Source organism: Brucella intermedia LMG 3301 (assembly GCF_000182645.1).
Taxonomy (GTDB): Bacteria; Pseudomonadota; Alphaproteobacteria; order Rhizobiales; family Rhizobiaceae; genus Brucella; species Brucella intermedia.
In genome coordinates, this window is record NZ_ACQA01000001.1 from 576,844 (window position 1) to 589,954 (window position 13,111).

The following is a 13,111-nucleotide window of genomic DNA, read 5'->3' on the forward strand; positions in this document are numbered from 1 at the left end:
ATTATTAAAGCCTGTTCCGCTTATTTTGCTTCTGTTGCTGTTTCTCGGTGCGGCTCTCGGCCAGTGGATGGGAAACAGATTTCGCATTGTCGATGAAGAGCGGCACATGAATATCTACATGTCCGCATTGCTTATGCATGCAAATCGACTGGCTGTTTCTGCCCGTGAAACAATCGAAGCAGCCAATCTCTCGCCCTATGAAATGTGTTCTCCGCAAGATATTGCCTATCAGCGCAAGCTGGTTTTTTCTGCCTATCATATCAAGGATATAGGTCGGCTCCGTGATGATCGCCTGATCTGCTCGACGCTTCTCGGCGATGTCAGCGAGCAGCCAAAGCGTTCGCCTGCCGATATTAATTTGCGGGACGGCACCTATGTGTATGGCGAAGGATCGCTGATGACACCGGGCAGCCGAGGCTTCGTGATAGGCAGGGGCGAGGCGAATGTGATTTTGAGTTCGGCTGCATTCGACCTGCTGCAGTCACGGCAATACAGCTTTGCCGTCTATATGCGCGATGCCGAACGCAAGCACTTCGCGCGCCTCTATGATTATCAGGCAGGTGATTTTCCAGTCCCGGATTTCAAAAATCACCGCGGCGAATACGAGGTGCTCAGCGACGCAATCAAGGAATATCGTTGCGACGACGAAGTGGGTATCTGCGTTGCTCTCAAGGCGCAGTTGGATAATTCCAGCAATTCCGCCCGATGGAAATCCTTCATGGCGACAAGTCTGGGACTGCTCGCGGGGGCGACCCTTGGCCTTGGCTGGTTCGCCTACCACAATCACGAACGCCCTTTGGCTTCCATGCTCAACCAGGCGCTCAATGCCCGCCAGCTGGAGGTGGTCTATCAGCCGGTGGTCAATGTAGAGAACGCCGAACTCACCGGCTTTGAAGCCTTGCTTCGTTGGCAACTGCATACCGGTGATATGATTCCGCCCGACGTATTTATCGCCGAGGCAGAGGAAAAGGGCATGGTAGGTCGGGTGACCGCTTATGTCGTGGATCGGGTTATGGACGATATGGGGGATTTGTTGCGCCTCAACCGGAATATCCAGATCAATATCAACATCACTGCAAGCGATGTTCAGGCGGCCGCCTTTCAGAAAAATATCCAGGCGAAATTGGCTGGCGCGGGTGTCGATCCCTGTCAGATCGGTCTTGAATTGACCGAACGAACGGCCGTGGATTTCTCCAAAGCGTCGGAGGGTATCAGGCAGCTGCGTGAACAGGGGCACAAGATCTACATTGATGATTTTGGAACGGGCTATTCAAGCCTTTCCTATCTTGGCGAGCTGCATATCGATGCGATCAAGATAGATAAGGCCTTCACGCGCACCGTCTGTGCGGATGGTGACATGGTGTCGATCGTTCCAGAGATCATATCGATGGCGCGGCAGCACAATCTCGGCATCGTGATTGAAGGCATCGAAACGGAAGCGCAGGCCGATTATTTTCGCAAAATGACCACGCCGATGACTGCGCAAGGCTGGTTTTACGGCAAGCCTATGCCAGCGGGCGATGCGGCTGCGCTTCTGATGGGCGGTTTGCCCAAAGCCAGACGGAAGCGCGGCAAAGCTTTTCAGGAAAAAGCCTGACTGAACCGATGCTGTGGATAAAGGAAGACCGATAAAATTCTAATTAAATGCAACTGCCTGCGTGAAATGAATGGCAACAGGTTTCGGCTAGTGTGTTCTCATGAAACAGAAATATGAACGCATTCTTGAACCGACGGACACCTGGGCGATCTTCGATACGTCCTCCGGCGAGCCCGTCATCATGGGAACCCGCTTGCTGATCGGCCTCTCTGAAAGTGAAGCCGAAGAGCTTCTGGCAATTCTCAACGCCCCGCCCAAGGGGCGCAACAAGCAAACCGCCGCCTGACGGAAGCCAGGCGTCGGACTATCTCATTCAGGCATCGGTCCAGACGGACAGGGCTTCGATGACACTGGGCAGGTCTTTGTGGCGATGGATGACGGTTTCCGCCCCCGCATCTGTCAGCTTGTCGGCATGTCCCGGATAGGTGTGAGCGCCGCCCGTAAAGCCGATCACACGCATGCCAGCGGCGCGTGCGCCCTGAATGCCATGCGCGGAATCTTCAATCACGATGACGTCCTTCGGATCGACACCGAATTGCTTGGCTGCATAAAGAAACACGTCTGGTGCGGGCTTGGTCTTTTTGGTGCCTACTTCCTTCGCTGAAAAGATATTGGGCGCAAACAGCTCGTAAAGACCGACACGTTGCAACATGCTTTCCAGCCGATGACTGGTCGAATTGGAGCAGATGCACTTCGGCAGCTTCAATGCCGATACCACTTCCACGATATCTTCAACGGCCTGAACTTCATTCTTCAGCTTTTCGTCCAGAATCTTTTCGGACTTGTCGAGAAGCGACGCTGAAAGCGGAATCCCGGCCTCGCGCTCCACAGTCAGAAGAATATCCTGCCACGTCAGACCCGCAAAACGTTCGGCCATCTCATCGGCGGCAATCTGATAACCGGCTTCGGTGAGAAGTGTGGACTCGACTTCCGCGGCGATGATTTCAGAATCTACCAAAACGCCATCGCAATCGAAAATGATGAGGGACGGGGCCGCCATGATCATAGCCTTCTTATTGGGAGGAGTGAGCACCGGCAGCAGCCGGAACACCGGGTTGAGCTACACCTTTATGGCGAAGCCGTCAAATTGGAGCCTTTCCGGCGAGAGGGTGAAGCATCCATGCGGCGCATTCGGTCCAGGGGCCGATTTCCATCCCGCTTCTGTTTTCATCCCGTTCAGACCTCACCGGACACTTCGCGACGGCGCCGGTCCAGTTCTTCGCTATAGCGGCGCAAGGTGTGCGCTTCACTGAGGAGGCCGAGCACCTTGCGCTCCTGTGCGTTGTTCACCACGGCAAGAGCTTCACTTTCTGCCCGGTCGAAGCGGACGACAGCTTCCTTGGCGTTCATCTGAGGCAGCAGGAATTCATCCTGATATTTGAGAAGCTCGCGGATGCTGTGTTCGCCATCGGATGTATCGAAGCTGTCGGCGTAAACTTCCGGAACTGGGATCATGCCGACATACCGTCCCTCGGCATCCACCGCGATCACCCGCTGGGTCGATCCGAGCGGGAAATCGTGGCGGAATGTTTCGATATCGGTATCGATCAGAACGGTCCGCACGTCATGGCGCATCATCCGGTTTACGGTCAGGTCCCGTATCCATCCGATATCATGGGCGGACCGGATGGCCTCTCCACGCAGATGGAAGCGCCATGTGGCGAAGGAGTAACCGAAGGTCTTTCGCACCATCAGCGAGGACGAGACGACAGCGCCGAGCACGAGCATGGAAATCGGAAAATCGCCGGTAAGCTCCAGTGCCAGGAAGGTCATAGTCATAGGGCCGCCCACGACTGCGACGGCAAGCGAACTCATGCCGATAACGGCATAGACTTCGGGTGCGAGTGCCAGACCGGCCGGCAATACCGCGCCTGCCAAGGCTGCAAACAGCTTGCCCGTCAGCGCACCGAGAAACAGCGATGCGAAGAACAGGCCACCGCGAAAGCCGGACCCGATGGAGACGGCGGAAGCGAGCGATTTGGCAAAGATCAGGAGCAGGAGTGCGGGAATGGTGATGTTTGCATTCAGGTCGAGGTGGAGCGCTCCGTGGCCCGAGGCCAGAACCTGCGGTGATAGGAAGGCGATCATTCCAACGATGGCGCCGCCGATTGCCGGGGCCATCACATTGGGCACCACGCTGCGCCGGGCGACTTTTTCCACAAAGGTCACGCCGCGCATGATGAGGATGGCAATGCCTGCCGAGAAGAAGCCGAGTACAAGCGCGGGAACGTAATCACGTGGCGTGATGTCGTCGATCTGGCCGATATCGATGATGAAGGGCGCGCCGCCGATTGCCTGCGTTACCAGAGCGCCGATGATCGCCGCCACGACGACCGGCGTCAGCGTGGCAATCGAATAGACGCCGATGATAAGTTCGAATGCGTAGAATGCCCCGGTCAAAGGTGCATTGAAGGCGCTGGCGATGGCAGCCGCGGCGCCGCAGCCGACCAAAGTCCGCAGATCCGCGCGGCGAAGCTTGAGCGCCCGACCGATGCGGGAGGCGAAACCGCTCGCAAGCTGCGTATAGGCTGCTTCCAGTCCGACCGATGCACCGAAGCCGTTGGCAATCAGGTTCTGCCCGACAAGGATAAAGCTGTCCGTGAGCGACAGGCGCCCACCATGGAGCGCATTTGCTTCGATAGGGTCCACGATGGGCCGCTTGCGCCATCGCGCAAGAACCCAGATCACGATCCCCATCAGGATGCCGCCGGCGAGCGGTGCAATATAGGCGCTCGGTTGCAGCGATGCAGCCGAACTGAGTTTTTCGCCGGGCTCAAGCGCGAAGATCGCCTGGTGCATCCATTGCGAAATACTGCCTATGGCGGCAACCATCAGCCCTGAAATGATACCGATCGCGGCACCGGCGATGACGAGGCCTATTTCGCTGCCGCGAACCAGCGCACGCATGCGGAAGGGTACGAATAAAACCCGCAAATACCGGTTATGCCGCAGTTCAGCGATATTCATCATAAAAACACCGGGCAAGCGGGCGGCTGGCATGCCCGCCACGCAAATTCAGAAGTTGGCTGCCGATTATAGGCAAAAAGGAATAACCAAGCCTTATCAAGGGCAAGCGGTCGCAAACAGCATTGCACAGCGATCGCGGCGTTAAGATGACAGACGGCAAAATGTTCGGGGCAATAGTGCGTGAAAAGCCCGGAACTGCGGACTTTCCCTCTCGCTTAAGAAAAGATTTACGATTTCAATTACTTGGCGTTAACTGCATATTTACCCTGCCCGGTAACCATAAGGACAAGTTTTTGCGTCCACAGGTAATCGAGTATCCCATGTCTCTTGTACGTCTTGCGCATGAGTTGCCCATTGAGGCTCCGCGTACCGCCTGGCTTGACTCCATCATCAAAGGTGATTGCGTCGCTGCTCTGGAACGCCTGCCGGATCATTCCGTGGACGTGATTTTCGCCGATCCGCCATACAACCTCCAGCTTGGCGGCGATCTGCATCGTCCCGACCAGTCGATGGTGAGCGCGGTTGACGATCATTGGGACCAGTTCGAAAGCTTCCAGGCCTATGACGCGTTCACACGCGCCTGGCTTATGGCTTGCCGCCGCGTCCTGAAGCCGAATGGCACCATTTGGGTCATCGGTTCCTACCACAATATTTTCCGCGTCGGCTCGCAGTTGCAGGACCTGGGCTTCTGGCTCCTGAACGACATCATCTGGCGCAAGACGAATCCGATGCCGAATTTCCGTGGCCGTCGCTTCCAGAACGCCCATGAAACGCTGATCTGGGCCTCGCGGGACCAGAAGGGCAAAGGCTACACCTTCAACTATGAAGCGATGAAGGCCGCCAATGACGATGTGCAGATGCGCTCGGACTGGCTGTTTCCGATCTGCACCGGCTCGGAACGCCTCAAGGACGAAAACGGCGACAAGGTTCACCCGACCCAGAAGCCGGAAGCGCTGCTTGCCCGCATTATGATGGCGTCCAGCAAGCCCGGCGACGTCATTCTCGATCCGTTCTTCGGTTCCGGCACGACCGGCGCCGTTGCAAAGCGTCTTGGACGTCATTTCGTCGGCATCGAGCGCGAACAAAGCTATATCGACGCGGCAACGGCGCGCATTGACGCCGTTGAACCGCTCGGCAAGGCCGAACTCACCGTGATGACCGGCAAGCGGGCCGAACCGCGAGTGGCGTTCACCAGCGTTATAGAAGCCGGTCTTCTTCGCCCCGGCACGGTGCTTTCCGATGAACGCCGCCGTTTTGCTGCAATTGTGCGGGCCGATGGCACGCTTGCCGCCAATGGCGAAGCCGGTTCGATCCATCGCATGGGTGCGAAGGTCCAGGGCTTTGATGCCTGCAACGGTTGGACTTTCTGGCACTACGAGGAAAACGGCACGCTGAAGCCAATTGACGCTTTGCGCAAGGTCATCCGCGACCAGATGGCGGCTGCGGGAGCTTAGAGCATTTCCAGCAAAAGTGTGAACGGTTCTGCGTTTGGATAATGCGATAAAACAAAGAGTTAGAGCGGTTCCGGCGATTCTGTCAGAACAGGAACCGCTCTAGAACGCGTTTCGAACTGCCTGCCCCGCGTTCTTATTCATATCGGACGGCCTCCAGCATAGTCTGATAGTGAGGCGCCCGAAGCATAGGCTTCGGGCGTCTTCGCTGTTTTCGTCTGATGGGGAATTCCGGGTCAGAAAGCGAGACCCAGTGCTTTCAAGTCAGCGGCCAGCTTGATCGCACCAGTAAAATGCACGGCCTGCCAGCCAGCCCGCCTGGCACCTTCCACATTGTGCATCGTGTCATCGATGAAAAGCGTAGCTGCCGGGTCGAGATCGAATGACGCAACGTGATGATCGTAGATTTCCCGGTCCGGTTTAAGCATGCGGATGTCGCCCGACACGGTGACGCCCCGGCTTTCAGTCAGAAATGGAAACCGCCCCTGCGCTTCCCGGAACGTATCGGAAGCAAAATTCGTCAGCATGGTGACGTCGTGGCCGTTCCCGATGAGGCCGCGCAGAATTTCGACACTGTCCTCATAAGCGTGCGGCACCATGCGGTTCCAGTTTTGCCGGAACGCACGGATGTGATCGCTTTTCTCCGGGTATGCATCAATCAGCAACGCCTCAGCCTCATGCCAGGTTCTCCCGCGATCCTGTTCGATATTCCATGCGCCGGTACAGATATTCTCCAGGAACCAACGCCGTTCAGTCGCATCGGGAATAATATCGAGATAGGCGAGTTCGGGATCGTAATGGATAAGAACCCTGCCGATGTCGAAGACGATGTGCCTGACGGGACTGCTCAACGGTTTTTCCTCTTCCCTTTGAAAGCTTCTGGTATGGCAGCGGTGATCGCCTTTTTCATGACTGTTGGCAATGCCTCGTCTGAAAGCTCGGTCGGGAGGGACCACCAGCCGTCGCTGGATGCAGCCTTGCTGACATTTTCCGAACGATAGACGGAGAGCCGCAGTTCGAAATGCGTGAAAACATGCGTAATCGAACCGGAAGCTGTCCATTGCGCGGGGAACGGAGCCGCATCGATAGTCGTATCGCCATCAATGCGAGCGGTCCATGGGCTACCCGGAACTTCGGTCATCCCGGCGAGCAGTCCTTCATCCTTCCGCTTGCGCAGGAAAACCGAACCATCGTCGGCAATGGCAATGAATGCCGCGCCCGTGCGAATTGGCTTTTCCGCTTTGGGCGCCTTTACCGGAAACTCTTCCGGGTCGCGGGATTTGAGCGCCATGCAATCGTCATTGAGCGGACAGATGGCACAAGCTGGACGCCGCGGCGTGCATATGGTTGCGCCCAGATCCATCATCGCCTGCGCAAAATCCCCGGGCCTGTCGATGGGAGTCAATTGCCCCATGAGCGCGCGGATTTCCGGTTTTGCTGCAGGAAGGGGCGTATCGATTGTGTAAAGCCGTGAAATCACACGTTCCACATTGCCGTCCACAACTGCGACCGCTTCGCCAAAGGCGATTGCAGCGATTGCGGCCGAAGTATAGTCGCCGATGCCCGGCAGTTCCTTCAGTGCTGCGGCGCTGCCCGGAAACTTGCCGTCATGCTGCCGGACCACGGCGTCGGCGCATTTTTTCAGGTTGCGTGCACGCGAATAGTATCCAAGCCCGGCCCATGCTCGCAGAATATCGTCTTCACTCGCCAGCGCCATGGCCTGAACAGCGGGCCAGCGTTCGATGAACTTTACAAAGTAGGACTTGACCGCCTCGACTGTTGTCTGCTGAAGCATGATCTCGGACAGCCACACGCGATAGGGATCTGGTCTGATGCCGGAAGCCTGTTCGGATGGGCTGATGCGCCACGGCAAGACGCGGTGGTGCCGGTCATACCAGTGCAGAAGCTTTGTGCTTTGATTGGAAGTGGTGGAAGTCAGCATGAGAACGGCATCGGTTAACAATTGGGCGTTATTCTGATTAGAGCATTTCCAGCAAAAGTGCGAAGCGGTTTTGCGTGGGATAATGCCTGAAAGCAAAGAGATAGAACGGATGCGCTGTTCCGCTTCACAAGAGCCGCTCTAATGCCTTAATTTTACACTTCATAGAAACAATGCTGTGCATATTAAAGGCTTAAGCATAGAAATCTGCCGGGGTCTCCAGGCAAGCTTCCTTGGAAAGAGAATAAGTGAACCAGTCAGTACCTGTCTATGTCATCAATCTTGCGCGGTCCCGGGATCGCTGGGACAGGTTGAAGTCCAACGCCGATGCTCTTTCAATCGAACTCCGGCGCGTGGAAGCCGTCGAGGGAAAGCTGCTGTCATCGGAGGAACTGACGGATTTCGATGAGGCAGGGTTCCGGCGCTGGCACGGCAAAATCGCAATGCCGGCAGAAATTGGCTGTTACTTCAGTCACATACGAGCATTGGAAATCATAGCCGATGCGCCGGAGCCTTTTGCCGTGATTGTGGAAGATGACATCGTTTTTACACCTGAGTTCAAACCCTTTCTAACGCATTTGACAAAGGCGGCAGGCTGGGACGCAGTGAAGCTTGTCAATCACCGAACCGCTGCTTTCCAGTCTTTCCAGCGCATTGATAGCCAGTTTTCAATTGGTCGCTGCTTGCATGGACCGCTGGGAAGTTCCGCAGCTTATGTCGTTACCCGTGAAGGCGCCTCGAAATTGCTCAAGGCGCTTCGCCCGATGCGGCTTCCTTATGATGTCGCTGGAGTGCTCCCCATTTCACCGGACAGGTCGGCTAGTTTGATTTAGCCCTGATGAACTGCCGAGGGGAAGCCATCTTGAGCGCGGAATGTGGATGGATTTCATTATAGTCCTCGATCCATCCGTCGATGAACTGGAGCGCTGTTTCTGCGTCCGGTAGTGCTGCGATGCGAATATAATCCCGCTTCAGGGTTTTGACGAAGGCCTCCGACATGCCGTTCGACTGCGGGCTGGCGACCGGCGTGAAGCAGGGTGTCAGATTGAGTGCTTGCGCAAACAGCCTCGTGTCCCTCGCGGTGTAAGCAGAGCCGTTGTCCGAGAGATGCTCGATTGCATGTGGGGCTCTGGTTCCATTGAAGCGTTTCTCGACCGCCTCCAGCATCATGTCGCGCACGTCTGAGCCGGAGATGCCCGCGTTGGCGACCGCCGTCCAGGCAATGATCTCGCGGTCGAAGGCGTCGATGATGAAGGCGAGACGGATGACCTCGCCGTTCCAGCAGGTGAACTCCAGCCCATCCGAGCACCAGCGCAGGTTGGAGCGCATGACCATGACCTTGCCATCGTGGAGGCGGCCCTTGCGAACGGCTGTGTGCTTTTCCAGCAGCATGGCGTGGTTGCCCATGATGCGATGGACCCGTTTGGCGTTGATGACAGGCTTATCGGCGGCTCGCCTTTCGCGATTGAGGAGCGCGGCGATCCGCCGATAGCCATAGGTTGGCCTTTGATCTACCAGCCTGCGAATGATGGGCAAAAGCTCTGCATCCTCGGCCTTGTGATAGGAGCCGCGCGGCTTCGATCTGCCTTTCAGCCGCTCGTTGAGGTTGGAACGGGATACGCCCAGCGTGTCTGCGACGGCCTTCATCGCGAACCGTCCTTCGGCAACAAGATCGGCCGCGATATCCGTTTTTTTGAGTCTGCTTTGGACAAGGCTTCCCGAAGGATTTCGACCTCCATCGTCTTGCGGCCGAGCATGCGCTCCAGCTCGCGGACGCGATCTTCCAGCTTCTTCACTTCCGAATTGCCGACCACCGGCTCGTCAGAATCCACAGCTGCAGCACCTCCCTCGCTCAAGAGCCTGCGCCACCGATAAAGCAGATTGGGCGCGACGCCATGGCGGCGAGCGGTGGACGATACCGTCTCGCCTGGTTCGAAACTCTGCTCAATGATTGTCAGCTTTTGCTCGGTTGTCCACCGCCTGCGGCGAACATCACCCGTCAGCAATTCAACGTGTCGATACTCGTTAGACATAAGCCTATACCCAAGCCTGTGCTTGAGCCTTTCTGCTTATGCCGACTGTCCGGTCGAAATGGGGGGCAGTTCAGTCGCACTGGAAAGAGGATGGGCTGGTGCTTATCAGGTTTTTACAACCGACAAGCCGGTCGTCGAATTTTCGGACATGGCCACTTCTACTATCGCTCAGGGGCGCTCTGTTTACGCCAAAAAGCGTCTGCCGGCATACAAAAGGATAAGCACCCTTCTGTTTCGAGCGACAGACTATGTCAGACGAATCGCTTACTCTTTTGACCGGAAGAGCTTAAGAGAGGACAGAGTTTGAGTTTTTTTAAGAAGTCTTTTCTCCTGCGGCGTCGGATAGATTCCGGGGTACTGGCAGCCGCATCGGCGGCCATGCCCATTCGCGTCGGGCTCGGACCACTGATACTTTTCGTATTTTCTTGCATCGGTATTTATCTCGCCTGCGGACGTCATGCGACTACGCGCATGTTCGCCAGGAAGTTCTATTTGTTCATAATCTTATATGCTGTCTGGTCGTTGGGCCTGATCTTGTTTCGGGGGGAGCCTTTCAACGACAACCGGCAGATCGGCTACACGCTGCTGATCGCGATTTTTGCTTTTGCCGGTTCGGGAATGGTGCTTGTCCGGGACCCGCTCCGGGCCTATGTCCTTGGCGCGCGTGTTGGGACGCTGCTTGCCCTGATTATCGCGCTCTATCTTTCCGTGACCGACGGGGGGCGCATCGGTGTCGGCGGCAATCAGGCTGTCTTTGCATTCGTGGCCGGGGTAGCGGCGATATCCGCCGCCATTCCTTTACGTAAGGCTTCGCGTTACTTGCCGAACGGTCCGCAGTGGCTGGTATTGGGGTCTGCGGCGGTTCTGACGTCCGAAACCCGGGCAGTCATCGTGGTCTTGCCGATTTTCGCGGCCGTGGAAATTCTCATCTTCCTGAAGCGTTTCAGTATCCGGCAGCAGGGAACTGCCTATGCGATACTGTTTGCAGCAATAGCTGCTCTCGTCGTGGTGGGCCCCGTTGGCAGCATCATTTCCAAACGTTTTTCCGGAATGATCGAATATTACGATACCGGACACGCCGCTGACTGGGAGGACAAGGTTTCGGCGGATATTCGCGAGGTCATGTGGAGGAGTGCGTCGAATGTTATCGCCGCCCATCCTCTCGCAGGTGTCGGTTCCTATTCAAAGATGGACTATGTGAGGGCCGAGGCGGGCGACAAGGCGTCGATGCTTGACGGCTTCCGCCATGTCCATAATACGGTACTCGACGAGTTGCTGAATGACGGTATTGTCGGTCTCATCTTCATGGCCTGTGCGTTTATCTCCATCTTCGTCTATTTGTGGCGAACAGCCGATAGCTGGGCAATGCGGCGAGCCTTGATCTACTTCGCCCTTGTGTGCGGCAGCTACGGCATGCTGCACAATCCGTTGTTGCACGAAGTGACGATATCCTCGACCATGTTCTTCCTCGCGGCGCTCAACGCGGCTGCATCAAGGCGCATCATGGCGGCACGGCGCGCCGGACTCACCTCATATGTTTTGGGAAAGAAATCACCTGCATGAAAGCGATTGTAACGGGCGCTGCCGGGTTCATCGGGTTCCATACTGCGCAGCGACTGCTGGACGAGGGCTGGCAGGTTGTTGGCATCGACAATGTAAACGATTATTATCCGGTCGCGTTGAAGGAAACGCGGCTTTCGAAGCTTCACATGCGGGATGGGTTCCGGTTCGCGAAGGCGGATATTTCCGACGCCGCAGCGCTCACGGCTGCAATCGGCTCCGACCGTGATGCGGATGTCATCGTGCATCTCGCTGCCCAGGCAGGCGTACGTTATTCCATTGAGAACCCCTCGGCCTATATCTCCGCCAATGTTCAGGGACAGGTCACGGTTTTCGAAACCGCGCTGCGACTGGAGAAGCGGCCGCCGGTGGTCTATGCCAGTTCGTCGTCGGTCTATGGCGCAAACGAAAAAGTGCCGTTTTCCGAGAGCGATCCAGTCGATCATCCTGTATCGATCTATGCCGCAACAAAGCGCTCTGGCGAATTGCTGGCTTACTCCTATCGTCACGTGCATAAGCTCCACTCTGCAGGTTTGCGCTTCTTCACGGTCTACGGCCCCTATGGGCGTCCCGACATGGCGCCGTGGCTGTTCACCTCGGCGATCCTCAAGGGCGAGCCGATCCGCGTGTTCAACAATGGCGAAATGCAGCGGGATTTTACCTTCGTGGACGATATCGTCAGCGGGGTGGTCGGCGCGGTGCGACGCATAATCGACAAGCCGGAAGATACGGCGCCCGTCTATAATCTAGGCAACAACCGGCCTGTGATGCTCAACGATTTCATCGCCGCGATCGAGAAAGCGACCGGCAAGCAAGCCGTCCGCAAGCTCGAACCCATGCCCGCCGCCGATGTGCCGCGCACCTATGCCGACATCACGCTTGCCGCCCGCGACCTTGGCTTTAGTCCGAAAACCACGCTCGATCAGGGTATTCCTTTGTTCGTGGAGTGGTTTCGCGGCTATAATGGAGCGCGATGAGCGAACAAACATCCAGGCGCGGCTTCAGGCCGCTGGCAGATATGGCTTCGGGTCTGGTCGATCCGATGCTGCAGAAACGCGCCGGTATCAATCTCGCCTTGCTTCAGTCATGGGAAGACATCGTCGGTCCCGCCATCGGCGCAACCTCGCGCCCACTGCGCATTATCTGGCCGCGCCGTCTCCATGAGGACGATCCGTTTTCTCCTGCAACGCTGATTATTGCCTGTGAAGGGTTCGCCGCTCTTCAGGTCCAGCACGAGACAGGAGAAATCATCAGCCGTATCAATGGGTTTCTCGGTTTCTCCGCGGTCGGGCGCATTCGCATCGAGCAGAAACCGCCGCTTATTCCGGCCAAGCGACGGGTGAAGCGTCTGGCGCCGCTCGGGCCTGCGGATGAGCGCCGTATCGACAAGGCGACGGACGCTATTGAAGACGATGCGCTTCGCGCAGCGCTTGCCCGCCTCGGCAAGAACATTCTCGCTGAGAAGCGGACCGCTGGCCGAAAGGACGGCAAGGGGAATTGAATTCTGCCGTCCGCCATAAATTTGATGCAAGCTTTCAGCAGTTTGCAAGAGGCGCCCCAGTTG

Annotated in this window: 12 protein-coding genes; 7 read left to right on the forward strand and 5 right to left on the reverse strand. The window is 56.8% G+C overall.

Features of this window, described 5'->3' with window-relative positions; all coding sequences use genetic code 11:
• Window positions 1-133: 133 nt before the first annotated feature.
• The gene (locus OINT_RS02685) at window positions 134-1,597 is read left to right on the forward strand and encodes an EAL domain-containing protein (protein ID WP_235691665.1); all 1,464 of its coding nucleotides are present in this window, start codon (window positions 134-136) and stop codon (window positions 1,595-1,597) included.
• Window positions 1,598-1,697: 100 nt separating this feature from the next.
• Window positions 1,698-1,883, forward strand: coding sequence for a hypothetical protein (locus OINT_RS02690; RefSeq protein WP_006466249.1), 186 nt, complete (start codon window positions 1,698-1,700; stop codon window positions 1,881-1,883).
• Window positions 1,884-1,910: 27 nt separating this feature from the next.
• On the opposite strand, the gene OINT_RS02695 is transcribed toward OINT_RS02690, so the two are convergent.
• Window positions 1,911-2,597 (reverse strand): HAD family hydrolase, encoded by a 687-nt coding sequence (locus tag OINT_RS02695; protein ID WP_006470700.1) that lies wholly within the window; start codon window positions 2,595-2,597, stop codon window positions 1,911-1,913.
• Between the two features lie 176 nt (window positions 2,598-2,773).
• Window positions 2,774-4,564, reverse strand: a complete 1,791-nt coding sequence (locus OINT_RS02700; protein WP_039852867.1) for a chloride channel protein — start codon at window positions 4,562-4,564, stop codon at window positions 2,774-2,776.
• Between the two features lie 320 nt (window positions 4,565-4,884).
• Between OINT_RS02700 and OINT_RS02705 the strand changes: the two genes are divergently transcribed.
• Window positions 4,885-6,018 carry a site-specific DNA-methyltransferase gene (locus OINT_RS02705; protein WP_039852320.1) on the forward strand — a complete coding sequence of 378 codons (1,134 nt, stop codon included), beginning with the start codon at window positions 4,885-4,887 and terminating at the stop codon, window positions 6,016-6,018.
• Window positions 6,019-6,251: 233 nt separating this feature from the next.
• Here the strand turns inward: OINT_RS02705 and OINT_RS02710 are convergent, their stop codons facing one another.
• Together OINT_RS02710 and mutY are read right to left on the reverse strand one after the other, a co-directional pair.
• Window positions 6,252-6,866: an HAD family hydrolase gene (locus OINT_RS02710; protein WP_006466253.1), complete on the reverse strand. Its 615-nt coding sequence runs from the start codon at window positions 6,864-6,866 to the stop codon at window positions 6,252-6,254.
• A complete protein-coding gene (gene mutY, locus OINT_RS02715; protein ID WP_039852870.1) occupies window positions 6,863-7,957 on the reverse strand; it encodes an A/G-specific adenine glycosylase in 1,095 nt (364 codons plus the stop codon). Before mutY ends, OINT_RS02710 begins: the two co-directional genes overlap by 4 nt.
• 245 nt (window positions 7,958-8,202) lie before the next feature.
• Here mutY and OINT_RS02720 point away from each other — a divergent pair, with 245 nt between their 5' ends.
• Window positions 8,203-8,787: a glycosyltransferase family 25 protein gene (locus OINT_RS02720; RefSeq protein WP_006466255.1), complete on the forward strand. Its 585-nt coding sequence runs from the start codon at window positions 8,203-8,205 to the stop codon at window positions 8,785-8,787.
• Here the strand turns inward: OINT_RS02720 and OINT_RS02725 are convergent.
• Window positions 8,774-9,987 (reverse strand): IS3 family transposase gene (locus OINT_RS02725; RefSeq protein WP_115168607.1). Its coding sequence is split into 2 segments (ribosomal slippage): window positions 8,774-9,651 and window positions 9,651-9,987, totalling 1,215 coding nucleotides; the frame shifts between segments, so codons are not numbered across the junction. The genes OINT_RS02720 and OINT_RS02725 overlap by 14 nt on opposite strands.
• A gap of 492 nt (window positions 9,988-10,479) precedes the next feature.
• On the opposite strand from OINT_RS02725, the gene OINT_RS02735 reads away from it, so the two are divergent.
• The 3 genes from OINT_RS02735 to OINT_RS02745 are packed head-to-tail and all read left to right on the forward strand — an operon-like array spanning window position 10,480 to window position 13,048.
• The gene (locus OINT_RS02735) at window positions 10,480-11,550 is read left to right on the forward strand and encodes an O-antigen ligase family protein (RefSeq protein ID WP_235691652.1); all 1,071 of its coding nucleotides are present in this window, start codon (window positions 10,480-10,482) and stop codon (window positions 11,548-11,550) included.
• Window positions 11,547-12,524 (forward strand): SDR family NAD(P)-dependent oxidoreductase, encoded by a 978-nt coding sequence (locus tag OINT_RS02740; RefSeq protein ID WP_006466261.1) that lies wholly within the window; start codon window positions 11,547-11,549, stop codon window positions 12,522-12,524. Before OINT_RS02735 ends, OINT_RS02740 begins: the two co-directional genes overlap by 4 nt.
• Window positions 12,521-13,048, forward strand: a complete 528-nt coding sequence (locus OINT_RS02745) for a DUF721 domain-containing protein (protein WP_006466262.1) — start codon at window positions 12,521-12,523, stop codon at window positions 13,046-13,048. The genes OINT_RS02740 and OINT_RS02745 overlap by 4 nt, the downstream gene beginning before the upstream one ends.
• The last annotated feature ends 63 nt before the right edge of the window (window positions 13,049-13,111 follow it).

What these genes read in the sequence shown, in the direction of transcription:
- mutY (WP_039852870.1), bottom strand. Translation starts at nt 7,957, where the DNA reads ATGCTGACTTCCACCACTTCCAATCAAAGCACAAAGCTTCTGCACTGG.
- OINT_RS02705 (WP_039852320.1), top strand. Translation starts at nt 4,885, where the DNA reads ATGTCTCTTGTACGTCTTGCGCATGAGTTGCCCATTGAGGCTCCGCGT.
- OINT_RS02690 (WP_006466249.1), top strand. Translation starts at nt 1,698, where the DNA reads ATGAAACAGAAATATGAACGCATTCTTGAACCGACGGACACCTGGGCG.
- OINT_RS02745 (WP_006466262.1), top strand. Translation starts at nt 12,521, where the DNA reads ATGAGCGAACAAACATCCAGGCGCGGCTTCAGGCCGCTGGCAGATATG.
- OINT_RS02740 (WP_006466261.1), top strand. Translation starts at nt 11,547, where the DNA reads ATGAAAGCGATTGTAACGGGCGCTGCCGGGTTCATCGGGTTCCATACT.
- OINT_RS02700 (WP_039852867.1), bottom strand. Translation starts at nt 4,564, where the DNA reads ATGAATATCGCTGAACTGCGGCATAACCGGTATTTGCGGGTTTTATTC.
- OINT_RS02695 (WP_006470700.1), bottom strand. Translation starts at nt 2,597, where the DNA reads ATGGCGGCCCCGTCCCTCATCATTTTCGATTGCGATGGCGTTTTGGTA.
- OINT_RS02685 (WP_235691665.1), top strand. Translation starts at nt 134, where the DNA reads ATGCATGCAAATCGACTGGCTGTTTCTGCCCGTGAAACAATCGAAGCA.